At 59.6% G+C, this 21,903-nt stretch carries 21 protein-coding genes, 1 tRNA gene and 1 pseudogene; 16 read left to right on the forward strand and 7 right to left on the reverse strand.

The genetic code is table 11. The annotated features are described in order from the left end of the window. Positions 1 to 683: 683 nt before the first annotated feature. Complete coding sequence (locus tag ROG8370_RS17250) at positions 684 to 1,301, forward strand: recombinase family protein (protein WP_139838201.1); 618 nt, start codon at positions 684 to 686, stop codon at positions 1,299 to 1,301. Here the strand turns inward: ROG8370_RS17250 and ROG8370_RS20300 are convergent. Continuing rightward, a complete protein-coding gene (locus ROG8370_RS20300) occupies positions 1,267 to 1,488 on the reverse strand; it encodes a hypothetical protein (RefSeq protein ID WP_139838202.1) in 222 nt (73 codons plus the stop codon). The genes ROG8370_RS17250 and ROG8370_RS20300 overlap by 35 nt on opposite strands. A 65-nt stretch (positions 1,489 to 1,553) precedes the next feature. On the opposite strand from ROG8370_RS20300, the pseudogene ROG8370_RS21645 reads away from it, so the two are divergent. Further along, positions 1,554 to 1,634 (forward strand): annotated as a pseudogene (locus tag ROG8370_RS21645) (IS6 family transposase); the annotation flags it as partial. 54 nt (positions 1,635 to 1,688) lie between these two features. On the opposite strand, the gene ROG8370_RS17255 reads toward ROG8370_RS21645, so the two are convergent. Then, positions 1,689 to 3,254 (reverse strand): winged helix-turn-helix domain-containing protein, encoded by a 1,566-nt coding sequence (locus tag ROG8370_RS17255; protein WP_085828405.1) that lies wholly within the window; start codon positions 3,252 to 3,254, stop codon positions 1,689 to 1,691. Positions 3,255 to 3,374: 120 nt separating this feature from the next. Between ROG8370_RS17255 and ROG8370_RS17260 the strand changes: the two genes are divergently transcribed. The 3 genes from ROG8370_RS17260 to ROG8370_RS17270 all read left to right on the forward strand — a co-directional run bounded on the left by ROG8370_RS17260 (position 3,375) and on the right by ROG8370_RS17270 (position 7,231). Beyond that, positions 3,375 to 3,941: a hypothetical protein gene (locus ROG8370_RS17260; RefSeq protein WP_085828406.1), complete on the forward strand. Its 567-nt coding sequence runs from the start codon at positions 3,375 to 3,377 to the stop codon at positions 3,939 to 3,941. A 204-nt stretch (positions 3,942 to 4,145) separates the two neighbouring features. Beyond that, entirely contained in the window at positions 4,146 to 5,234 is a 1,089-nt protein-coding gene (locus ROG8370_RS17265) for a PLP-dependent cysteine synthase family protein (protein WP_085828407.1), read from the forward strand. Positions 5,235 to 6,328: 1,094 nt separating this feature from the next. Beyond that, complete coding sequence (locus tag ROG8370_RS17270) at positions 6,329 to 7,231, forward strand: site-specific integrase (protein WP_245827472.1); 903 nt, start codon at positions 6,329 to 6,331, stop codon at positions 7,229 to 7,231. A gap of 14 nt (positions 7,232 to 7,245) precedes the next feature. Here ROG8370_RS17270 and ROG8370_RS17275 read toward each other — a convergent pair. After that, positions 7,246 to 7,322: transfer RNA gene (locus tag ROG8370_RS17275), tRNA-Met, on the reverse strand. Positions 7,323 to 7,429: 107 nt separating this feature from the next. Between ROG8370_RS17275 and ROG8370_RS17280 the strand changes: the two genes are divergently transcribed. After that, complete coding sequence (locus ROG8370_RS17280) at positions 7,430 to 8,860, forward strand: FAD-binding oxidoreductase (RefSeq protein WP_139838203.1); 1,431 nt, start codon at positions 7,430 to 7,432, stop codon at positions 8,858 to 8,860. Between the two features lie 2 nt (positions 8,861 to 8,862). On the opposite strand, the gene hemC is transcribed toward ROG8370_RS17280, so the two are convergent. Beyond that, positions 8,863 to 9,810: a hydroxymethylbilane synthase gene (gene hemC, locus ROG8370_RS17285; RefSeq protein WP_085828409.1), complete on the reverse strand. Its 948-nt coding sequence runs from the start codon at positions 9,808 to 9,810 to the stop codon at positions 8,863 to 8,865. Between the two features lie 97 nt (positions 9,811 to 9,907). On the opposite strand from hemC, the gene hemE reads away from it, so the two are divergent. After that, on the forward strand, positions 9,908 to 10,942 hold the full coding sequence (gene hemE / locus ROG8370_RS17290; RefSeq protein ID WP_085828410.1) for a uroporphyrinogen decarboxylase: 1,035 nt from the start codon (positions 9,908 to 9,910) through the stop codon (positions 10,940 to 10,942). Between the two features lie 106 nt (positions 10,943 to 11,048). Beyond that, positions 11,049 to 12,392, forward strand: coding sequence for a dimethylsulfonioproprionate lyase DddP (dddP, locus tag ROG8370_RS17295; RefSeq protein WP_085828411.1), 1,344 nt, complete (start codon positions 11,049 to 11,051; stop codon positions 12,390 to 12,392). A 21-nt stretch (positions 12,393 to 12,413) separates the two neighbouring features. On the opposite strand, the gene ROG8370_RS17300 is transcribed toward dddP, so the two are convergent. Together ROG8370_RS17300 and ROG8370_RS17305 are read right to left on the reverse strand one after the other, a co-directional pair. Beyond that, positions 12,414 to 12,614 carry a hypothetical protein gene (locus ROG8370_RS17300; RefSeq protein ID WP_085828412.1) on the reverse strand — a complete coding sequence of 67 codons (201 nt, stop codon included), beginning with the start codon at positions 12,612 to 12,614 and terminating at the stop codon, positions 12,414 to 12,416. Between the two features lie 117 nt (positions 12,615 to 12,731). After that, complete coding sequence (locus ROG8370_RS17305) at positions 12,732 to 13,475, reverse strand: GGDEF domain-containing protein (protein WP_245827474.1); 744 nt, start codon at positions 13,473 to 13,475, stop codon at positions 12,732 to 12,734. Between the two features lie 212 nt (positions 13,476 to 13,687). On the opposite strand from ROG8370_RS17305, the gene ROG8370_RS17310 reads away from it, so the two are divergent. Continuing rightward, positions 13,688 to 14,899: a bifunctional alpha/beta hydrolase/OsmC family protein gene (locus ROG8370_RS17310; RefSeq protein WP_085828414.1), complete on the forward strand. Its 1,212-nt coding sequence runs from the start codon at positions 13,688 to 13,690 to the stop codon at positions 14,897 to 14,899. A 124-nt stretch (positions 14,900 to 15,023) separates the two neighbouring features. Here the strand turns inward: ROG8370_RS17310 and ROG8370_RS17315 are convergent, their stop codons facing one another. Then, a complete protein-coding gene (locus ROG8370_RS17315; RefSeq protein WP_085828415.1) occupies positions 15,024 to 15,386 on the reverse strand; it encodes a response regulator in 363 nt (120 codons plus the stop codon). A 178-nt stretch (positions 15,387 to 15,564) separates the two neighbouring features. On the opposite strand from ROG8370_RS17315, the gene ROG8370_RS17320 reads away from it, so the two are divergent. The 7 genes from ROG8370_RS17320 to ROG8370_RS20780 all read left to right on the forward strand — a co-directional run. After that, complete coding sequence (locus ROG8370_RS17320) at positions 15,565 to 15,945, forward strand: DUF1636 family protein (RefSeq protein WP_085828420.1); 381 nt, start codon at positions 15,565 to 15,567, stop codon at positions 15,943 to 15,945. Positions 15,946 to 15,950: 5 nt separating this feature from the next. After that, positions 15,951 to 16,889: a threonine-phosphate decarboxylase gene (locus ROG8370_RS17325; protein WP_085828416.1), complete on the forward strand. Its 939-nt coding sequence runs from the start codon at positions 15,951 to 15,953 to the stop codon at positions 16,887 to 16,889. Positions 16,890 to 16,903: 14 nt separating this feature from the next. Further along, positions 16,904 to 17,788 carry an adenosylcobinamide-phosphate synthase CbiB gene (cbiB, locus tag ROG8370_RS17330; protein ID WP_245827475.1) on the forward strand — a complete coding sequence of 295 codons (885 nt, stop codon included), beginning with the start codon at positions 16,904 to 16,906 and terminating at the stop codon, positions 17,786 to 17,788. 25 nt (positions 17,789 to 17,813) lie between these two features. Beyond that, a complete protein-coding gene (locus tag ROG8370_RS17335) occupies positions 17,814 to 18,983 on the forward strand; it encodes a lytic murein transglycosylase (RefSeq protein WP_085828418.1) in 1,170 nt (389 codons plus the stop codon). Between the two features lie 226 nt (positions 18,984 to 19,209). Further along, entirely contained in the window at positions 19,210 to 21,375 is a 2,166-nt protein-coding gene (gene katG, locus ROG8370_RS17340) for a catalase/peroxidase HPI (protein ID WP_085828419.1), read from the forward strand. A gap of 127 nt (positions 21,376 to 21,502) precedes the next feature. Next, positions 21,503 to 21,733: a hypothetical protein gene (locus tag ROG8370_RS20310; RefSeq protein ID WP_139838204.1), complete on the forward strand. Its 231-nt coding sequence runs from the start codon at positions 21,503 to 21,505 to the stop codon at positions 21,731 to 21,733. Further along, a partial coding sequence (locus tag ROG8370_RS20780) for a hypothetical protein (RefSeq protein WP_212580107.1) occupies positions 21,720 to 21,903 on the forward strand: 184 nt, incomplete at its 3' end. The genes ROG8370_RS20310 and ROG8370_RS20780, both read left to right, overlap by 14 nt.

Consider the following 21,903-nt stretch of genomic DNA (forward strand, 5'->3'; position numbering starts at 1 on the left):
CTCGTAGAACAGCGCCGGTTGCGCTTCCTGCCTCGGTCCCATCATCGCCGGTCCTCCCCCTCGATTACAGGAATTGAATCAGCAGTTCAGACTTCGATCAAGGAAGAGTTTTTCAACAAAATAAGCCGATTCTGTTGAAAAACTCCGCTACGCCAAAATCGCCTCGGAAACTTGGAACACTGTTCTCGTCACAGGCCAATTGACAAACGGTACTTCCAGAATGGCGTTTTAGCGGGACAATATTCTGCTGATCTTGCCCTTTCGAGCGATCAGGCGAGTTTTTCAACGGAATACGCCCATATATGCAGATCCGCCGCTCTCAGTCCAAAGGACACATTGAGTGCACCCTCTGCCCACGAGCATCCCATACAGGAACAATCAGGACTTTGCTAAGTTCTGACCCCGGGCGAGGAATGGCTCAACATCCCGGGACCCACCGACGAAGATTTCCATGGACTGAGCGAAGTCCTAGAAAAACCATAGGGAAGCGATGGGGATGCATTCTGGCGCCGCAGGTTTAGGTTCCAGATCATTGGATTTCGACCTATCTATATATTCATCCGGTTAGCTAAAAGTTGTTGATCTCACGTGTGAGTAGCGCTACACAAACGTGAAAAATGGGTGACCGAGCGATATTTTACGTGCTTTTGACATATGGAACAAAGCCTACAGGCTCGATATCCATGCATCCGGCTGCGCAATCGCAATTGCGTTTTTATAAAAGCTTTTCGTTGCGTAATGGCATTCAAGACACGCGGTTTGTTTGTGATTATTCTCGCAAATCCAATAGTTTGCAATCTTTGCCAAAATTGGCCGCTATATTGAAGGAGCTCAAGAGAAAGAAAGTAGGCAAAGTTTGCATCGATGATGTCGCGAGGCTCTTGAAGGTATGCGAGTTGATGTCCCGCGTGGGGTTTCTCGAAGAATTGCGGGAGTATGGCGCGCAACTTTATTCGCTGAAGCACGGCAAATCGCTTGACGAGTTCTCAGGCGCGATGTTGACGGCTTTAGTTCGAGACCCAGAAAAGTCGAAACTCCCCGGGCAACAACTGCGCTCGAAAGACACGCAAGCAGCGCGCCGCTCATCCTCAGAGGTGAGGTCGAGGAATGCGCTACGGCACGCACAGCCTTTGCTTGATCTGCGCCGAGAACTTGGCGCCTCCAGCGGTCGTGCTACGCTCAAAGAAATCGCGGACGAGGCGACGGTTCGCGGCTTGAAGACGTCAAAGGGAATAAACTGGACGCCACAGAATGTGGCGCGCGCACTTAAGCTGGCAGACATAAATGCAGGTGATTTTTGACCGACTTCCGGGCCGCGTTGGGCCGTTTTTTTTGATAATGGTGCTCAGCGAAGGCACGGCTTAGCCAACCCCTAAGTCTTAATTTTGCGGACTGCGCATCATAGACGTATTCCGCGATGGTCAGCCCGCTGGCCAGCGCGATACGCACCGCATCCTTGCGAAATTCGTCCGTCCGTTTCAGTCCCATAGTCAGTCTCCTTTGTTGCAGTAAATGCTATCAAAGGAGCGGCACCAAACCGCGACAGGTCCAAACGCAGCCTTTACTCTCAACCAAACTTTAAGCTAAATCGTGCCGCCGCTCTCTCCGAGTGGCGCCGCCTTGGCGCGGAATAAGGTGCAGCATCACTGCCGCACCTGAGACGAGTTCGAATTGGTCTGCCAGCACCTTCAGTCGTTTTTCAACCCGACTGAAACCAGTGCCGAGGTCATCAGAGCGCGCATCTCGGCATCCTCAAAGGGAAAGGCCTTGAAAAACATTGCCACCGAGGTGTCAGGCCTTCGCTCCTGCATGGCCTTGGCCCAATATTGTGCCTTTTCATCATCGCCTTTGATCTTGCAGATCATCGCAGCTATGGCCCGGATCAGGAAGTGAGCACCCGGCGCGCGGGCGCCTTTTTCTGCCCAAAGCAATGCATTATCGTAGTCTTCCAGTTGTAGATAGGCCAATCCGCGAGCGCATTGCATCGCATACAAAAGCGGATCGAGTGGACTAAGGGAAATGGCTTGCTCTAGTTGTGCCAGCGCCTCGGCCCCTCTTCCCGCCATGACGTCAGCCCAGCCATGCGCATAGAAACCCTGTGCGAAATTCGGGCTAAGCTCGACGGATCGGTCGATCCAAGGCATCCCCGCCTCGGGGTCGCCCCTGAGCCAGTGTGCCCGACCTAATGTGAAATTACCAAAAGGGTCTACCGGATCGATCTCGACACATTTCTCGGCAAACCGGCGGGCGTTGTTCTCGTCTTCGTTCGTGTCGGTGGTGTACTGCAGAAAGGCTGTCTGAAAACTGGTAAAGGATCGCGCCGCGTAGGCCCGAGCAAAGCCGGGCTCAAGCTGCGTCGCGCGTTCAAAATGACCTGCAGCAATCTGGTTATCGGTCTTGTTGAAGCGGTACATGTGCTGCAAACCAAGGTGATAGATGCCCCAGGCATCCAGGTTTTCGGGCGGACACAGGCGGGCACGCTTGGCCTCGTTCAGTGGTACGTGCAGTTCCAGCGCCGATATCAAATGTGTCACAATATCGTTTCTGGTCTCATTCACGTCACTGACCGTCCCTGAGAACCGTTCGCTCCAAATCACTGCCTGAGTGCGCGTATCCGACAGTTCCACCAAAACCGCGATCACAGCGCCGTAAATTTCTACCAGTCCGGTAAGGCAGTACTTCGCGCCAAGTGTTGCGTGGATGGCGGACAAGTCCGGATCGTCGTGCCGAAAGCGGAAGGTGGATCCGCGTGAAATCACCGTCAGCCAGCGCAGGCGGGAGAGGCAGGAAATCAATTCGGCCGGAATGGCATCGGCGATGGCGCTGTAGGCTTCGGAGTATCCGACCATCCTGAACGGCAGGATGGCAATCGATGGTCTGCCGGTGTCGACCATAGGATCAGCCGACGGCACAAGGGCGTCGGCAGTCCTAGCTTGCGCGGGCACAGTCGGATGCGCGGTCCCGACAAACCGCACCCCGCGCCCGCGCAGAGTTCGGATATACTTTTGAGTAATCCCATCATCGCCGAGGGCCTTGCGCGTCGTCTTGATCACCGTGGAAATGGCCGCTTCGGACACGATCCGCCCGCCCCAGACCTTTTCGACGATCTCGTCCTTGTCGACCATGCGGTCCTGGTTCACCACCAGGAGCGAGAGCAAGTCGAACGCGCGCGGTTCGATCGCCACGTCTTCTCCCGACTTGAGCAGCAAGCCCCGATCCATGTCCAGCGTGAAGGGTTCGAAGTCGTAGCGCATGTGTTCTCCCCGCTCACCCCCGCGCGATTCAACAGGAAAATCTCAAGTTATCCTCAAGCACGCTCCGTCACGATCTGGCAAACGTCATTCATTATCTAACACATCACGGGAGAATTCAAAATGTCGATACCCTCGAAGCTTAGTGCAGGTCGTTGCATCCATGCCATTACAGTCCTGTCCCTTGTCGGCACCACCACGATCGCCGCCGCGGAAACGACCGAGAACAAGATCGCACGGGCGATGAGCGCAGCCCCGTCGGATATCAGTGAGGCCGCCACGATCATGGATGTGGATGGCACGATCCTGCGCGAAGGTTCGAACGGTTGGGTGTGCTTGCCAGGCATCGGTCTGATTCCCGGCGATCAGCATCCGATGTGCAATGATGCGGTCTGGATGAAATGGATGGCGGCCGCCGGGTCAGGCTCTGCCTTTTCGACCGACGTCGTTGGCGTGTCCTACATGCTGATGGGCGACGCCATGGTGAACAACGAAAATCCGATGGCCACGGACCCCAACGACGGTGGCGTCTGGGTCCAGGAAGGACCCCACACGATGATCGTTTTTCCGAACATGGACATGCTCGCGGATCTCCCGCGCGATCCGTTTGCCGGAGGTCCCTATGTCATGTGGGGTGAAACGCCGCTGGCGCATGTCATGCTACCCACCGAGGCCAAGACCGCGCCCTGACAAGAGTAGTGACACGAGGCACGATATCTGAAATTATTGCCCAGCAGAGCGCCAGGCGGGCCAGCGATGCAGCGGATGCATACTGCAAAGTGTCGGTTTCAGGGATCGCCTCGGCGAAGCAAAGCAATGCTCCCCGGCCGCAATGCCGAAGTCTGCGGCCGGAATGCAAACCACGCCCGGGCGCACACAGTGAGAGGACAATCCATGCCAGCCGACGCAGCAATCAGGATCACCAAAGGCCGGGGACGTCTTTACGACAGTGTTCTCGAGACGATCGGCGACACCCCGGTGATCCGCATCAACAACATTCCGAGCCATGGCGCCACGATTTACGTCAAGGCCGAAGCATTCAATCCGGCGGGGTCCGTCAAGGACCGGCTGGCTGTGAACATCATAGAGGCGGCGGAACGATCCGGCGCCCTGAAACCCGGTCAGACAGTGGTCGAGGCGACCAGCGGGAACACCGGGATCGGTCTTGCGATGGTCTGTGCCCAGAAGGGATATCCGCTTGTCGTGACGATGGCAGACAGCTTTTCGGTCGAGCGGCGGCGCCTGATGCGGATGTTCGGTGCCAAGGTGGTTCTGACCCCGCGTGCGGAAAAGGGCCTTGGCATGTACCGCAAAGCGGTCGAACTGGCACAGACGCACGATTGGTTTCTGGCGTCGCAGTTTGAAACGCAAGCCAACGCCGACATTCACGAAAGCACGACCGCACGGGAGATCATCGCGGATTTTGATGGGTCCCGGCTGGACTATTTTGTGAGCGGCTATGGCACCGGCGGCACGGTGACCGGAACCGCCCGCGTCCTGCGCAAGGAGCGGCCAGACACCAAGATCATCCTGACCGAACCTGCCAATGCGCAGCTTCTGGGCAGTGGTCACGCGCAGGAACGCGACGCCAATGGCGCGCCCGCCCTCAGCCATCCGGCCTTTGAGCCGCATCCGATCCAAGGCTGGACACCGGATTTCATTCCGGCGGTACTGCAAGAGGCAATTGACGGCGAATACTACGACGAGTTGATCCCGGTCGCTGGTGCCGACGGAATCAAACATGCACAAGAGTTGGCCAGAAAAGAAGGAATATTCACCGGCATTTCGGGTGGGTCGACTTTTGCCATCTCACTGGCGGTCGCGAAAACAGCCCCCGATGGCGCCGTGATCCTGTGCATGTTGCCAGACACCGGAGAACGCTACCTGTCCACACCGATGTTCGAAAGCATCGAAGAAAACATGGATGACGAAGAGCTTATGATCTCACACTCCACACCCAGTGGCCAGATCGGGTTGGAGTAGCCCCCTGAAAGGGGTCCACCAACTGGGATAGATTTGTCCCGCAATTTAGAGGATCAGCGATACAGTCAGAATTTCGATATGTGTCATAGTGAATTTTCCAGTCACAATCATTATCCAAATCCTTGCATGCGTTTCGCAGTTTCTGTCTCTCACTGGAAAGCGGCTACATATCGCAAGAATTAAGGCGATTTTGGAAACAATGTGGACTCACTTGGAAACAAATGGTTGCCGCGTTCACGGGACTGATGGTGGTGCGCGGTCTGGCTCTGCCCGCCTCAACTATCGTCATGGGTTATGCACGAAACAGATGAAGGAGGTTCAGCGCTTGGCGTCATTACTCCGCAAAGGCGCCCGGGACCCTGTCCACGGAAAGGAGTGCTGGACCCTACATAGCCACTGAGAGCCTCCAGGGCGCGCGCTAGCGTTGTGATCTGCCCTTGGGTCGAATTTGCGTGCAGTCGCCGCCAGTGAGCGCCCCAGCCAGCCCCAGACTCATCTAGGACGTAGGTCCCTGAAACATCGCCACCGTGGCCGGTAGAAGCGCCTATCGACAATATATCATGCGGCGAATAACCGCTACGCCCTACGCCAAGACGGCAAAGACCCGCCGGTGCAAGCTGGCGGGATTTTTCTTTGCTGGATAACGCGCATCCAAGCGTCGGCTTGCTATAGCAGTATCGACAAATACGAGGAATAACATGGCGAAGCGGAAAAGTTCTTTCACAGCGACCGAAATCAAAAGAGCTGTGACAGCTGTTTCCGGCTCAGGTTTGACTGTATTTGGGGTTACGATTTCAACTGACGGAAGCATTCATGTCAGCACGACCGCAAATAGTCAGCGGGGAGTAGACACACCTAAACCGAGCCCTTTCGACCAGTGGAAATCAACACGCCCCACCTCGGATGATCACTGATGCACATCCATTTAAAATGGTATAAACAGCGTCCGCAAAAAGCTGGCCGATGGCTCTGTCCGTGTCTACTACTATGCAGGAAAAGGCGGCCCACGTTTACCTGGGAAGGCGGGTGAGCCACAGTTCATTGAGGCATATCATACTGCAATCCGCGCAAAGCGGGAGAGGCCTGAAGGGACTATGCAGGTGATTCTGAACGCGTATCAGAAGAGCCAGAAATTCGCTGATTTGGCCCCTCGGACACAGCGTGATTACGTTCGGCACATCCGCAAAATCGAGGAAGAATACCAAGACTTCCCAGTTGCAGCACTGGCTGACAGAGCAGCAAGGGGAGAATTCCTGACTCGGCGCGATCGGATGGCCAAAACGTCACGCCGCCAAGCAGATTACACCTACTCGGTTCTGGCTCTAATCATATCATGGGCCCACGACAGGGGGCTGGTGCCCACCAACCCCTGCGAGCGTCCAGGCAAGGTCTATCGGTCAAAACGGATCGACAGCATCTGGACACCGGAAGATGAAGCCGCCTTCATGCAAACGGCCCCTTCGCATATTGGCCTAGCATTCACACTCGCGCTCTGGACCGGCCAGCGTCAAGGAGATCTGCTGCGCCTCCCTTGGGCGGCTTATAACGGCGAGAGTATACGGCTCCTGCAACGAAAAACCGCTGCGCGCGTCGAGATCCCGGTCGGCAAGCCCCTGATGACGCTTCTTGAACAGACACCCAAGACTGCCGTTACAATTCTGGCAACGAGCAGAAATACGCCTTGGACGGAGTCTGGCTTCAGAGCATCATGGCGTAAGGCTTGTCAGAAGGCAGGGGGTGCAGGATCTAACTTTTCACGACCTGCGCGGAACCGCAGTTACGCGACTGGCAATAGCCGCCTGCAGCGTTCCCGAGATTGCATCTATCAGCGGCCACAGCTTGAAACAGGTCACAGCAATTCTGGATGCGCATTACCTGAGCCGGGACTCAGCACTAGGTGTATCAGCAATCCAAAAGCTAGAGGCTCACGAAAAAAGAACAAAGATTCCCAACTAACCTCCCAACTTTCGAAAAGCGTCTCAACGCTTTTCGTGTAAGCACTTGAAAGTGTTGGTAGCGGAGGAGGGATTTGAACCCCCGACACGCGGATTATGATTCCGCTGCTCTAACCAACTGAGCTACTCCGCCAGAACGAGGGCGTAGTTATGCCAGCCCGCGCCGTGCGTCAAGGGCGAAAAAGGCCTTTTGGAAAACGCATCTTGTAGCATGCGCGAGGTTGGCACATGATCCACGCCATGAACACCGACCCCCATAGCGACCCGCTCTTTGAACTGGGCCAGATCATCGGCCCCAAATACGTGCTGACCGGGGCCGATGCCGCGCCCTGGGCGCGCGACTGGACCGGGATTGCAGAGTGGTCGCCGCTTGCCGTGCTGCGCCCGGCCAATACCGCCGAGGTCGCTGCGGTCCTCAAGCTGGCCAACCGCCACCGCCTGTCCATCGTGCCGGTGTCGGGCAATACCAACCTTGTCAAAGGCACCTCGGCCGAGGGTGCGCTTATGCTGTCGCTCGACCGGATGTCGGCGATCCGAGAGATTCGCCCCGAGGCGCGCATCGCCATTGTCGAGGCCGGGGTAATCATCGCCAACCTGCACGGCGCAACGGGCGAACATGACCTTATCTTTCCGCTCACCTTCGGCGCGCGCGGCTCTGCGATGATCGGTGGGGCGCTCTCGACCAACGCGGGCGGCTCGAATGTGGTGCGCTATGGCAATACCCGCGATCTCTGTCTCGGGCTTGAGGTGGTGCTGCCAAGCGGCGAGGTGATGAACCTTATGAGCGAGCTGCACAAGGATAACTCTGGCTATGATCTGCGCCATTTGATGATCGGCGCCGAGGGCACGCTTGGCATCATCACCGCCGCCGTTCTCAAGCTTGCACCGAAACCCCGCGCCTATGCCACGGCGATGGTCGCGGTGCCTTCGGTCAATGCCGCGCTTGCCCTTTTGAACCGGCTTCAGGATGAAACCGGCGGTGCGGTCGAGGCGTTTGAATACATGCCGCGCAGCTTTATTGAGGCCTATCTTGAGCGTTTCCCCGAGGCCCGCCCGCCGTTTGATACCAGCCACGAGGTCAACATCCTGGTTGAGTTGGGCGCGCGTTCCCCGCGCGACACCACCCCCGGCCCCGACGGCAGCGTGCCGCTTGCCGCGCATTTTGAAGGTGTGCTTGCCGAGCTGTTTGAAAACGGCACATTGCTTGACGCGGTGGTCGCGCAAAACAGCGCCCAGCGCGCCGAAATCTGGGCCCGGCGCGAGGCCTCGGCACAGGTGTTGCGAATGCGCAGCCCGGTGATCGACAACGACATCGCCGTGGCGACCGACCGGATGCAAACCCTATTGGAACGGATCGAGGCGCGCAGTACGGCGATTGATCCGGGCATTTTGAACACCGGCGTTGCGCATCTTGGCGATGGCAACCTGCATTATGCGGGTTTTCCCTCGGTCAGTGACCCGGCCTTGCACCGCGCCATTCAGCGCGCGGTCGAGGAAGAAGTCATCGCCCTCGGCGGAAGCTTTTCCGCCGAACATGGCATCGGCCTGTCAAAACGGCCCGCAATGGCGCTTCATAAGGACAAGGCGGCGCTTGGCGTGATGCGCGCGATCAAGACAGCGCTTGATCCCAACAACATCATGAACCCCGGCAAGCTATTGCCCGACGCATAGAGTCAGGCGCGCCAGTCGAAGAACCCGTCACCCGCCCGCGCCAGCAACCGCGCGGCCATCTCGCGGCCAAGCTGTGCCCCGTCCTCGATCAGGACGGTGCCCTCATCGGTCAGGCTCTCGCTGCCGTCGGGGCGCAGGATCTCGCCGCGCAGGCGCAGGTTGCCGCCTGACAGTTCCGCCAAACCGGCAATCGGCGTCTCGCAGGACCCGTCAAGCGCCGCCAGAAAGGCGCGCTCGGCGGCAAGCCGTTCGCCGGTTTCCTGATGATGAATCGCGGCCAGCATATCGGCGGCGCGGCTGTCATCTGCGCGCCGCTCGATCCCGATGGCGCCCTGTGCCACGGCGGGCAACATCACCTCGGGTTCAATCGCGCATTGCGCCACCTCAGAGCGGCCCAGACGGTTCAACCCGGCCATCGCCAAAAAGGTACAGGCCGCAACGCCGTCATCCAGTTTCTTCAACCGGGTCTGCACGTTGCCGCGAAATTCAACGACCTCAAGCTGTGGATAGGCCACCAGAACCTGCGCTTTGCGCCGCAAGGACGAGGTGCCGACCTTGGCCCCTGTGGGCAGATCGGCCAGGTTTTTCACCGAGGGCGACACGAACGCATCGCGCACGTCCTCGCGCGGAAGATATGTATCCAGCAAAAGCCCCTCGGGCTGCAGGACAGGCATGTCTTTCATCGAATGCACCGCGATGTCGATTTCCCCGATCAACATGGCCTGTTCAATCTCTCGGGTGAACAAGCCCTTGCCGCCAATCTCTTTCAATGGCCGGTCGATAATCCGGTCACCCGTGGTTTTAATCACAATGATTTCAAAGGCTTCCTCAGGAAGGTCAAAAGCGGCGGACAGTCGACTGCGCGTTTCATAGGCCTGTGCCAAGGCCAACGGAGAGCCGCGCGTGCCAATTTTGAGGGGTTCGGTCGGGGTGGGTAAATCACGTGTCATGGCAAAGGTTTAGACGCGGGAAACCTGACTGGCAAGCACCAGAGTGCTTGACATCTTGTGCCCCGGGGGTGACCAAACACCAAAATGGAGGAACCCAATGGCCGCTGATAAAACAATCCTCAAGGCGCTGGCTGGCGAAACGCAATCCATCCCCCCCATCTGGATGATGCGGCAGGCGGGGCGGTATCTGCCGGAATACAAGGCCACACGCGCCGAGGCGGGCGATTTCCTTTCGCTGTGTTACAACAGCGACCTTGCGACCGAGGTGACCCTTCAACCGATCCGCCGCTACGGCTTTGACGCGGCGATTCTGTTTGCCGATATCCTGCTCTTGCCTCAGGCGCTCGGGGCCGACCTTTGGTTTGTCACCGGCGAAGGCCCGCGCCTTTCGACCATCACCGATCAGGCCGGGCTTGATGCGCTCAAACCCGTAAGTGACATTCACGAAACGCTCAATCCGATCTATCAGACGGTGCGCAACCTCGCCTCTGCCCTGCCGCGCGAAACCACGCTGATTGGCTTTGCGGGCGCCCCCTGGACCGTCGCCACCTATATGATCGCAGGGCGCGGTACGCCCGATCAGGGGCCCGCCCATGCGCTCAAGGACGAAGACAAGGCGGTGTTCGAGGGTCTTTTGGATCGCATCACCGAAGGCACGATCGAATACCTCTCGGCCCAGATTGAGGCCGGCGCCGAAGTCGTCAAACTGTTCGATAGCTGGGCGGGATCGCTCAAGGGCGCGGATTTTGACAGATACGCCACCGCCCCCACCCAGCGGATCATTTCCGAACTCAAGGCCCGTCACCCGGGCATCCCGATCATCGCCTTCCCGCGCGAGGCCGGGGATAAATATATCGGCTTTCATGCCAAAACCGGTGCCGATTGCGTGGCGATTGACGATTCCGTCAGCGCCGAATGGGCCGCCGAACATGTCCAGAAAGACGGCTGCGTTCAGGGCAACCTTGCCTCGTCGCATATGGTAACGGGCGGCGACGCTCTGGTGAGCGAAACCAAACGCATCGTCAAAGCCTTTGGCAACGGCCCGCATATTTTCAACCTCGGCCATGGCATCACCCCCGACGCCGATCCCGACAATGTGCAGCGCATGATCGACGCGGTGCGCGGCGCCTGACCCGCGCCGCCCTGCGGTTTACGTCAAACGCGACCGTCATTCATGTCGCAATCCGGCGCGCAGCACTCGGGTGATCTTCCCAATCATGGCCTTGAAGGAGAGGCCAATGAACACCCATTTTCGCGACACCCGCAAGATTGACCCGACCCGCGGCACCACCCTGGGCGACAACACACCCAATGATGCAGACCGGATCGAGATCGGCCCGACTCAGCTTGCCTATCGCGAATGGGAGGCGGCGGGGCTCGCGCTTCCGGATCTTCAGGCGATGCGGCGGTTTCGCTGGGAGCGGCTGACTGCCTCGGTTGTGGCGCGCGATTATGCCGGGGTGTTGATGTTTGACCCTCTCAACATCCGCTATGCCACCGACAGCACCAACATGCAGCTTTGGAACACCCACAACCCGTTTCGCGCGGTGCTGGTCTGCGCCGATGGCTATATGGTGATCTGGGATTACAAGAATTCGCCCTTTCTCAGTACCTTCAACCCGCTGGTGCGCGAACAGCGCTCTGGCGCGGATCTGTTTTACTTTGACCGGGGCGACAAGGTTGATGTGGCCGCCGATACCTTTGCCAACGAGGTGCGCGTGCTTCTGGCCGAACACGCGCCGGGCAACAAGCGGCTCGCGGTCGACAAGGTGATGCTGCACGGGTTGCGCGCGCTTCAAGCGCAGGGATTCGAGGTCATGGAAGGCGAGGAAGTCACCGAAAAGACCCGGGCGATCAAGGGCCCTGATGAGATCAAGGCGATGCGCTGTGCCAGCCACGCCTGCGAAACCGCCGTCGCCATGATGGAGCGCTTCGCCCGCGAGGCTGTCCCGCAAGGGCAGACGAGCGAAGACGATATCTGGGCGGTGCTGCATGCCGAAAACATCCGTCGCGGCGGCGAATGGATCGAAACCCGCCTGCTCACCTCTGGGCCGCGCACCAACCCGTGGTTTCAGGAATGCGGCGGGCGGATCGTGCAGAACAATGAAATCGTCAGCTTTGATACCGACCTTATCGGCAGCTATGGCATCTGCGTCGATATCAGCCGAAGCTGGTGGATCGGCGACCGCCCGCCCCCGGCCGATATGGTCTATGCGATGCAGCACGGGCACGAGCACATCATGCGCAACATGGAATTGCTCAAGCCCGGCATCACCATCCCCGAGTTGACGGCGCAATGTCACGTGCTTGACCCGCATTTTCAGGCGCTGAAATACGGCTGCATGATGCATGGAGTCGGGCTTTGCGATGAATGGCCGCTGGTGGCCTATCCCGACAACGCGGTCCCCGGCGCGTTTGATTACGCGCTGGAGCCGGGCATGGTGCTCTGCGTCGAGGCCCTGATAAGCCCCGAGGGCGGTGATTTTTCCATCAAGCTCGAAGATCAGGTTCTTATCACCGAGACCGGTTTTGAAAACCTGACGCGATATCCCTTCGATGATGCGCTGATGGGGCGGGCCTGATCAACTGGCCCCGCGCACGGGTCATCGCGACCGCATGACATTGCCGTGCCAGTCTTCAAGCGCGACGCCGGTGGTATCGGCGGGGTTGACCGCGCTCTCGGGGCTTGGGGCTGTTACCACAAGGGCCGCGAGCGCCAATCCGATAACGGCGACGATGAACCCTGTCGGCAAACCGGAAACACGTTCCGGCGCCGGTTGATTTACACATAGATCCTGGGGCATGAGGTATCCTCTCTCTGAATTAAGCCTTCCGGCCGCCCCAGACATAGGCCCTCAAAAATCATTGAGAAAACGAATTTACAACATGGTCAACATCACATTTCATGATGTAAGTTCAAGTCACTCGGCCGCGGTATTCGCCGGCAACGGGCCCGCATCGCGGGCCGGATCATAGACATAGGCCCGGTCGCGCCCCTCGTGCTTGGCATGATAAAGCGCCCGGTCAGCCTGTTGAATGGCTGCCTCTGCATTGCCACCCGGCGGCAGAACCGCCACCCCGAAACTGGCTGTCAGGCTAAGCGCCTTCTGATCGACAAATACCGGTTTTTGACGCACACGTCGCCCAAGCCGCTCGGCGGCGATCAAACCGTCGGACAAGGAAGTATCGCGCAACAGCACGACAAATTCCTCTCCCCCGAAGCGCGCCACGATGTCATCCGCACGACAGTTCTCGGCGAGGATCGCGGCGAATTGACGAAGCGCAAGATCGCCCGCATGGTGGCCGTATTGGTCGTTGAAACCCTTGAAATGGTCAATATCAGCGACAATCACAACAGAGCTTTCATCGCCAAGTTCGGTCACCCTTTCATGAAAACGGGCGCGCGTGCACACACCGGTCAGAAGGTCGTGATAGACCGCTTGTTCAAGCTTGGCAGCAAATTCGTGAACCTCGAGCATCCGCTGACCGACAAAAAACGCGATCGGCGCGGAAATCATCACCGCCATGAGCGAGCCGGGCAAAATGGTTTCCGCCGCAAGATCGGGCGGCAGGATAAGCACCCGCAACAGCAAACTGCCCAGCAACACGACAAGCGAAACCGCTGCCGCAAAAAAGCGCACTTCCCGCTGAGATTTAACGCGCATGACCATTGAGCATATTACCTATCTACCGGTACAACATCGCTCAGCGCGGTTAATGATCCGTAGCCAGCGAAGAGCGATTTCATTAAACAAAAAACTGAATTTTAATGGTTTCGGGCAAGCCCACCTCACCTTCGCGTGACCCGGCACACCCCAGGGTGGCAGAACAGGCCCTGCGCCCCTAATCTTGGACAACGTCGATCAAAGGATATTTCATGCCCACTGAACGCCTGACTTTCACTGGCCATGCCGGCCACGAGCTTGTCGCCCGGCTTGACCTGCCAGAGGGACCGCATCTTGCGACGGCGCTGTTTGCGCATTGCTTCACCTGCTCCAAGGACATTCCTGCCGCCCGCCGGATCGCGGCGCGGCTGGCCGGGGTCGGCATTGCCGTGCTGCGGTTTGATTTCACCGGGCTGGGCCATTCAGAGGGCGAGTTCGAGAACACCTCGTTTTCCTCCAATGTCGACGATCTTGAACTGGCCGCGCGCGCGCTCTCGGACCGCGGCATGGCGCCGGGGCTACTTATTGGCCACAGCCTTGGCGGGGCCGCCGTTCTGGCCGCCGCCCGTCGAATTGAAAGCGCACGTGCCGTGGTCACCATCGGCGCCCCGTTTGATCCCGACCACGTCACCCACAACTTTGGCAACGCACTTGAGACAATCCAAGCCGAAGGCGTCGCCGAGGTTACCCTCGGCGGGCGCAACATTCGCATCGGCAGGGGTTTTGTCGATGACGTAAAGGCAGAAAACCTGGAAAAGGACATTGCGCACCTGGGCCGTGCCCTGCTGGTGCTGCACGCGCCACGCGACCAGATCGTCGGCATCGAAAACGCTGCCCAAATCTTCAAGACAGCCAAGCACCCCAAGAGCTTTGTAACACTGGACAATGCCGACCACCTGATCACTAATCCCAGCGATGCCGAATATGCCGCGCAGGTGATCGCGGCCTGGGCCATGCACTATCTTGATCTGTCGCCTCCTGCGCCTCCGCCGGGCGCCCCCGAAGGCATCGTCCGCATAAGCGAAGCCGATCCAAAGGGATTCCTGCAAGACATCAATTCCGGCCCCGACCACCACATGCTTGCAGACGAGCCAGAGGCCTACGGCGGCACCGACCGGGGCATGTCGCCCTATGGCTTTCTGGCCGCCGGTCTCGGGGCCTGTACCTCCATGACCATCCGCATGTACGCCCGGCGAAAGGGCTGGCCGTTGACCCACGTTGCCGTAGATGTCTCCCACGACAAGGTACACGCACAAGACGCCCGCAGCGGCAGTGGCGCACAGGCCGACACCTTCACCCGGGTGATCCGGCTAAGCGGCGATCTCGACGCAACCCAGCGCGAGAAACTGCTGGAAATCGCCGATAAATGCCCGGTGCACCGCACATTGGAACGCAGCTCGAAAATCGTAACCCGCTTAGACTGAAACACGTTTCTTCTTGCCGAAAATATCCCGGGGAGTCGCCCCTTGGGGCGGCGGGGCAGAGCCCCAAACCAAAGAATGGCTTTGCGCGCCTCGCGCGCTCAATTCCTGAAACCCTTGCCTGCCCTCAGGCGCTGCGCCCGTAATGCTCCACCATCGCCGCCAAATCTTCGGGCGGGGTATCCGATTGCAACAGGGCACGCGCATTCACGCTAAGCTCAAAGATGGATCCGTCCGAGAAGAACCCGGTGTTCGTCACGAAAATCACCTGCGAATCAGGATACCGATAACAGGCAAGATCGGCCACCGCCAAGGCGCTGCCGCGCTCAAGCACAAGATCCAGAATGATAACATCAAAGGCCTGCGTATTAAGCGCGTTCACCGCGCTGCGCTGATCGTTTGAAAGACAAACATCCATCCCAAGCCGCTGCATGTGGTTCTGCCACAGACCTCCCAGATCAGGCGAGCTTTCAACGATAAGAACTTTCATATACCCTCATGCGGCGCGGCGCATCTGGCCCTTGCCACGCGCTGCCTACCCAATGTCTTTGCCCTCAAACCTTAACAAAGTGTTAATGCCCGCCTGGTCGCGCTGGTTTCGCATCGCCAACCCTTGCAGATTGTGCGGATTTCCGCTTGAACCACACCAAACAACAAGCGAGCCCCCGATGACAAGCTGGATCACCATTTGCGACACCTGCAAAACACCCGACTGGGACGAGACCACAGATTCTCGCCCCCATGGTCAGGACATGGCCGACCTGATTGAAGCGGCCGCCATGGGGCGCGAGGGCGTCAAGACGCGGCGCGTCTCTTGCCTGATGGGCTGCTCTCATGGCTGCAACGTCGCGGTGCAGGGAGCGGGCAAGCTTGCCTATACCCTTGGCAAGTTCGACCCTGCCCCCGAGGCCGCCGAGGCAATCGTCGAATACGCCGCCCTTCATGCCCAAAGCACCAACGGTCAAGTGCCCTACAAGCAATGGCCACAGGGCGTGAAAGACCATTTCATTACCCGTCATCCGCCCCTGCCCGACGCGGCAGAGGAGTAACAGCGATGCTGCGCGATCACGGCGGCGGGCTTGACGCGGCCATCGCCCGCCACGGCGGCGGGCGCGACGACTGGCTTGATCTCTCGACCGGGATAAACCCGACGCCCTACCCCGTCGGCGAGATCGACAGCGGCGCCTGGACGGCCCTGCCGGATCGCGCTGCTCAAGACGCCCTGATCCGCGCCGCCCGCGCCTTTTGGCAGGTGCCCGAGGGCGCCGCAGTTCTCGCCGCGCCCGGTGCGTCGAGCCTGATCGCGCGGCTACCCGGATTGGCACAACCGGGAACAGTCCACATCCCGGCGCCAACCTATAATGAGCACGCCGCAGGCTTTGCCGCCCACGGCTGGAGCGTCACGGCCACCGCTCCCCTGCGCCCTGACGCGCGCGTGATCGTCCATCCCAACAATCCCACGGGGCATTTTTACGGGGCTGACGATCTTGGCACGCCGCTCACCGTGATTGATGAGAGCTTTTGCGATATCGCCCCAGAGCGCTCGCTTGTGGCCCATGCCACGCGGCCCGGTCATATTGTTTTGAAAAGCTTTGGCAAATTCTGGGGGTTGGCGGGGCTGCGGCTTGGCTTTGCCATTGGCCCCGAGCCGCTTGTTGCGCAATTGCAAGAGATGCTCGGCCCCTGGCCGGTTTCGGGCCCGGCGCTTGCCATCGGCGCGCGCGCGCTTGGTGATCAGACCTGGGCGCAACACACCCGCGCCCGCCTTGAGGCAGACGCCGCGCGGCTTGATGCGCTCATGCTGCGCGCAGGCGCCGAAGGGGCGGGTGGCACATCCCTGTTCCGGCTCTACCGGGTCGAAAATGCCCGCGACTGGCAGGATCGCCTTGCCGCTCACCGCATCCTTGGGCGCATCTTTCCCTATGCCGATGACCTGATCCGTCTTGGCCTGCCGACACCCGAGGGCTGGGCACAGCTTGAGAGCGCGCTGTGACGCTGATCTTTGCCATGCTGCTTGATGCCGCTCTTGGCGAGCCGCGCTGGCTCTGGGATCGGGTGCCGCATCCCGCCGTGCTGATGGGGCGCGCGGTTGGCTGGTGCGATGCGCGGCTTAATCGTGGCACGGCGCGGCGGTTTCGCGGGATCATCGCGATGATGCTGCTCGGCCTCTGCGCGATGGCACTTGGCGGGCTGCTGCAAGAGCTTGGGCCGCTAGTCGAAATCCTGGTCGCGGCGATCCTTTTGGCACAGCGCTCGCTGGTCGATCATGTGGCTGCCGTCGGCAGTGCGCTGCGCCTGTCGCTAGGCGATGCACGTCTGGCCGTGGCGCAAATCGTCGGGCGCGATACCGCCGCGATGAAGCCCTCTGACGTGGCACGCGGCGCCATCGAATCCGCCGCCGAGAACCTGAGCGACGGGGTCATCGCCCCGGCCTTCTGGTTTCTGATCGGCGGCCTGCCGGGGCTTCTGCTCTATAAAATCACCAATACCGCCGACAGCATGATCGGCTATCACACCGAGAAATACTTGGATTTTGGCTGGGCGGCGGCGCGGTTTGACGATCTGCTCAACCTCATCCCGGCGCGACTGACGGCCCTGCTGATCGTGGCGACCCACGCGATCTGGTCCGACGGGTCCGCGATCATGGCCGAGGCCCCTCGCCACCGTTCGCCCAATGCCGGCTGGCCCGAGGCGGCGATGGCGCGCGCGCTTGGTGTCGCCCTGTCGGGGCCGCGCACCTATCATGGCGTGCTGACCGATTTTCCTTATGTTAACGAGACCGGGCGCAAAGACATTGGCGCGCCCGAGATCGACGCCACCTGCCGCGCGCTTTGGCGGGTCTGGGCGGGGGCCTTGGGGCTGGCAATCCTGCTGGCGATTGTGTTTCACTGACGCAACCAACAGAAAGGCATGGCACATGCGAGGGATCACGACGGCACTGGCGCTCTGGCTGGCAAGCACAACGATGGCAAGCGCCGAGTGTGGCGGCGGCTTTCAATCCTTTGTTCAGGGCCTGCGCCAAGAGGCGATTGCCAAGGGTCATGATCCGGCCACGGTGGCGCGGTTTTTCGCGAATGCGCGGCAGGACCCCAAGGTATTGCAGGCCGACCGCCGCCAAGGCGTGTTTCAGCTTCCCTTTACCGAGTTCGCCCGCCGTCTGATCAGCAATAACCGCCTGAGCAAGGGCCGCGCCATGGCCAAGCGCCACAAGGCGAGTTTTGATCAGATCGCGCGCAGCTATGGCATAGACGCCGGTGTCCTGCTGGCGTTCTGGGCGTTCGAGACCGATTACGGCGCGTTTCAGGGCGATTTCAACACGCTGAACGCGCTGGTGACCCTGTCGCATGATTGCCGCCGCCCCAGCCTGTTCCGCCCACAGATTTTCGCAGCGCTTGAGCTTTTTGAGCACGGTGATTTTGATCCCGCAACCACAACCGGGGCCTGGGCCGGGGAAATCGGCATGGTGCAGATGCTGCCGCGCGATATTCTTGAAAACGGCGTCGATGGCGATGGCGATGGGCATGTGCGGCTGAAATCATCGCCCGCCGATGCACTTTTGTCCGGCGCCAAGATGCTAAGCGGGCTTGGCTGGCGCAAGAATGAGCCGTGGTTGCAAGAGGTCGCCCTGCCCGCCGGGTTTGATTGGTCGCTCAGCGGGCTTGAGACGGCCAAACCCGCCGCCGAATGGGCGCGCATGGGCGTTACACCGCGCCATGGCAAGATTAACACCACCCTGCCCGCCCGCGTGATCCTGCCGCAAGGCAAAGGCGGGCCTGCCTTTCTCGCCTATCCCAATTTCGACGTTTATTTCGAATGGAACCAAAGTTTTACCTATGTTCTGACCGCAGCCTATTTCGCCAACCGCCTTGCCGGTGCGCCGGTGTTTGATCCGGGCAACCCCGATCCGGGCCTGTCGGGCGATCAGATGAAGGCGCTTCAGAGCAAGCTTGCCAAGCGCGGTTATGATGTGGGCAAGATTGACGGCATCCTTGGCGCGGGCACCCGTGCGGCGGTGCGCGACGTGCAGGCGCGGCTTGGCCTGCCGGCCGACGCATGGCCGACGCGCGCCCTGCTCGACAGGCTCTGATCCTCGCCAGGAAAGTGATAATCTAAAACTATCGTTGCGATTACAAAATGCAACTTAAACCTATGATTTGAATTTGATATGTATCGCGCAGACTTGATCGGGGGGAGAGGGTCCGCCTGTCCGGCCTTATGGCAAATAGGACAGGTGGGCATCATGCTAATCGCTTGAAACCACGGCCCTTTATCAAACACACATTCAGTTAACCAAGCCAGAATCGGAGAGACAGATGGACGGAAACGATATGGGGAAATGCCCGGTCATGCACGGCGGCAATACCGCCACCGGAGCCTCGAACATGGAATGGTGGCCCAAGTCCCTCAACCTTGAGATCCTGCATCAGCATGACACCAAGACCAATCCGATGGGCGCTGATTTCAACTATCGCGAAGAGCTCAAGAAGCTCGACGTCGAGGCCCTGAAAAAGGACCTGACCGCGCTTATGACCGATAGCCAGGACTGGTGGCCGGCCGATTGGGGCCACTACGGCGGCTTGATGATCCGTATGGCGTGGCATTCTGCCGGCTCTTACCGTCTTGCCGATGGTCGCGGTGGCGGTGGTCATGGCAACATCCGCTTTGCCCCGCTCAACAGCTGGCCCGACAACGGCAACCTCGACAAGGCGCGCCGCCTTCTCTGGCCGCTCAAGAAGAAATACGGCAACAAGGTAAGCTGGGCCGATCTTATCCTGCTTGCGGGCACCATGGCCTATGAATCCATGGGCCTGAAAACCTTTGGCTTTTCCTTTGGCCGCGAAGACATCTGGCACCCCGAGAAAGACATCTACTGGGGCGCGGAAAAGGAATGGCTCGCCCCCTCCGACAGCCGCTATGAGAGCGTCGAGAACCCGGCCACGATGGAAAACCCGCTGGCTGCGGTGCAGATGGGTCTGATCTATGTGAACCCCGAGGGCGTCAACGGTCAGCCTGATCCGCTCAAGACAGCCGGTCAGGTCCGCGAGACCTTTGCCCGCATGGCGATGAACGACGAGGAAACCGCCGCCCTGACCTGTGGCGGCCACACCGTCGGCAAGGCGCATGGCAACGGCGATGCCGATGCTCTTGGCGCCGAACCCGAGGCCGCAGAGATCGAGAACCAGGGCTTTGGCTGGGTCAACCCGAACCTTGACGGCAAGGCCACCAACGCGGTGACCTCGGGCATCGAGGGCGCGTGGACGACCAACCCGACCAAGTGGGACATGGGCTATTTCAAGTTGCTGTTCGGCTATGACTGGGAGTTGACCAAATCACCCGCCGGCGCACAGCAATGGCAGCCTATCGGCATCAAGCAAGAGGACATGCCGGTCGATTCAACCGATCCGTCCAAGCGCGTCATGCCGATGATGACCGATGCCGACATGGCGATGAAGATGGACCCGACCTATCGCGCGATCTGCGAAAAGTTCATGGCCGATCAGGCCTATTTCGACGATTGCTTCGCGCGCGCTTGGTTCAAGCTCACGCATCGCGACCTTGGCCCCAAGTCGAACTATTTCGGCCCCGATGTCCCGCAGGAAGACCTGGTCTGGCAAGACCCGATCCCGGCGGGCAACACCGGCTATGATGTCGCCGCCGTCAAGGCCAAGATCGCCGATAGCGGCCTCTCGCTTGGCGACATGGTTGCCACCGCTTGGGACAGTGCGCGCACCTTCCGTGGCTCGGACATGCGCGGCGGTGCCAATGGCGCGCGCATCCGCCTTGCCCCGCAAAAGGACTGGGAGGGCAACGAGCCCAAGCGTCTGGCCGCTGTTCTGGCCACACTCGAAGGCATCGCCAGCGAGACCGGCACCAGCCTGGCGGATGTGATCGTTCTGGCCGGCAATCTGGGTGTTGAACAGGCTGCCAAGGCGGCTGGCTTTGACATCGAGGTGCCCTTCGCGCCGGGCCGTGGCGATGCCAGTGCCGAGATGACCGACGCCGACAGCTTTGACGTCCTGGAACCGTTTGCCGATGGCTTTCGCAACTGGATGAAGGCCGACTATGTCGTCACCGCCGAGGAAATGCTTCTCGACCGGAGCCAGTTGATGGGCCTCAGCGCGCATGAAATGACGGTTCTTGTTGGCGGAATGCGGATGCTCGGCACCAACCATGGCGGCACCAAGCATGGCGTGTTCACCGACAATGAGGGCGCGTTGACCAACGATTTCTTCGTGAACCTCACCGACATGGCGAACACGTGGAACCCGGTTGACAACGGCATCTACGAAGTGCGCGACCGCGCCACGGGCAAGGTCAAGTGGACCGCCACCCGCGCCGATCTGGTGTTCGGCTCGAACTCGATCCTGCGGGCCTATGCAGAGGTCTATGCCCAGGACGACAACAAGGAAAAGCTGGTGCACGATTTCGTCGCCGCATGGACCAAGGTGATGAACGCCGATCGCTTCGATCTGGCCTGAGCCATCCCAAACCACATCCGGGCGCGGCACATCAAACCGCCGCGCCCGGTGCTATCCAAGCCCCGTCGCAGGCGCGGGCGGTAAATCTGACAGGTGTCGCAACCTGACCTTCGCATTGACCCGTTCAATGACATGGCTGACTGCCTATTATGCTAACGACGATTTGCCGACGGATCCAGTAGAGCTGTTCGCAATCGTAGCGGAGGTGCCAGAACTCTGGGAAAACGGCCAAATTGATGATGCGCGCGGCATTCCTGCGATCGCCCGCTTTCTTTCTTCGCTGGTAGAATTCGATCAGAGAAGCTGGCCGCCTCTAGGCTCTGGACCTATAAAACCAAAAACTGATGAATGGCGGTAAAGTGGACGTTGGTGCGCTACGCAGCGAACGGCAGTTTCGAGCCGATTCTGTGGAAAAACAACGTGTTGCTGTTGCAGAAAGTGTGGTTCTGAACAGAGCGCGAGCGCCTTTTCTATCAGGCTTTGCGCGTTTGCTGCGGTGCAGGAAGGATCTTGGCCAGTTTGCGGAGG

It is taken from the genome of Roseovarius gaetbuli, from assembly GCF_900172365.1.
Taxonomy (GTDB): Bacteria; Pseudomonadota; Alphaproteobacteria; order Rhodobacterales; family Rhodobacteraceae; genus Roseovarius; species Roseovarius gaetbuli.

What these genes read in the sequence shown, in the direction of transcription:
- ROG8370_RS20300 (WP_139838202.1), bottom strand. Translation starts at nt 1,488, where the DNA reads ATGGGACTGAAACGGACGGACGAATTTCGCAAGGATGCGGTGCGTATC.
- ROG8370_RS17255 (WP_085828405.1), bottom strand. Translation starts at nt 3,254, where the DNA reads ATGCGCTACGACTTCGAACCCTTCACGCTGGACATGGATCGGGGCTTG.
- ROG8370_RS17265 (WP_085828407.1), top strand. Translation starts at nt 4,146, where the DNA reads ATGCCAGCCGACGCAGCAATCAGGATCACCAAAGGCCGGGGACGTCTT.
- ROG8370_RS17300 (WP_085828412.1), bottom strand. Translation starts at nt 12,614, where the DNA reads ATGCCCCAGGATCTATGTGTAAATCAACCGGCGCCGGAACGTGTTTCC.
- ROG8370_RS17325 (WP_085828416.1), top strand. Translation starts at nt 15,951, where the DNA reads ATGCTGCGCGATCACGGCGGCGGGCTTGACGCGGCCATCGCCCGCCAC.
- katG (WP_085828419.1), top strand. Translation starts at nt 19,210, where the DNA reads ATGGACGGAAACGATATGGGGAAATGCCCGGTCATGCACGGCGGCAAT.
- ROG8370_RS17320 (WP_085828420.1), top strand. Translation starts at nt 15,565, where the DNA reads ATGACAAGCTGGATCACCATTTGCGACACCTGCAAAACACCCGACTGG.
- ROG8370_RS20310 (WP_139838204.1), top strand. Translation starts at nt 21,503, where the DNA reads ATGACATGGCTGACTGCCTATTATGCTAACGACGATTTGCCGACGGAT.
- ROG8370_RS17280 (WP_139838203.1), top strand. Translation starts at nt 7,430, where the DNA reads ATGAACACCGACCCCCATAGCGACCCGCTCTTTGAACTGGGCCAGATC.
- hemC (WP_085828409.1), bottom strand. Translation starts at nt 9,810, where the DNA reads ATGACACGTGATTTACCCACCCCGACCGAACCCCTCAAAATTGGCACG.
- ROG8370_RS17305 (WP_245827474.1), bottom strand. Translation starts at nt 13,475, where the DNA reads ATGCGCGTTAAATCTCAGCGGGAAGTGCGCTTTTTTGCGGCAGCGGTT.
- ROG8370_RS17310 (WP_085828414.1), top strand. Translation starts at nt 13,688, where the DNA reads ATGCCCACTGAACGCCTGACTTTCACTGGCCATGCCGGCCACGAGCTT.
- ROG8370_RS17260 (WP_085828406.1), top strand. Translation starts at nt 3,375, where the DNA reads ATGTCGATACCCTCGAAGCTTAGTGCAGGTCGTTGCATCCATGCCATT.
- ROG8370_RS17250 (WP_139838201.1), top strand. Translation starts at nt 684, where the DNA reads ATGCATCCGGCTGCGCAATCGCAATTGCGTTTTTATAAAAGCTTTTCG.
- ROG8370_RS17315 (WP_085828415.1), bottom strand. Translation starts at nt 15,386, where the DNA reads ATGAAAGTTCTTATCGTTGAAAGCTCGCCTGATCTGGGAGGTCTGTGG.
- cbiB (WP_245827475.1), top strand. Translation starts at nt 16,904, where the DNA reads ATGCTGCTTGATGCCGCTCTTGGCGAGCCGCGCTGGCTCTGGGATCGG.
- hemE (WP_085828410.1), top strand. Translation starts at nt 9,908, where the DNA reads ATGGCCGCTGATAAAACAATCCTCAAGGCGCTGGCTGGCGAAACGCAA.
- ROG8370_RS17270 (WP_245827472.1), top strand. Translation starts at nt 6,329, where the DNA reads ATGCAGGTGATTCTGAACGCGTATCAGAAGAGCCAGAAATTCGCTGAT.
- dddP (WP_085828411.1), top strand. Translation starts at nt 11,049, where the DNA reads ATGAACACCCATTTTCGCGACACCCGCAAGATTGACCCGACCCGCGGC.
- ROG8370_RS17335 (WP_085828418.1), top strand. Translation starts at nt 17,814, where the DNA reads ATGCGAGGGATCACGACGGCACTGGCGCTCTGGCTGGCAAGCACAACG.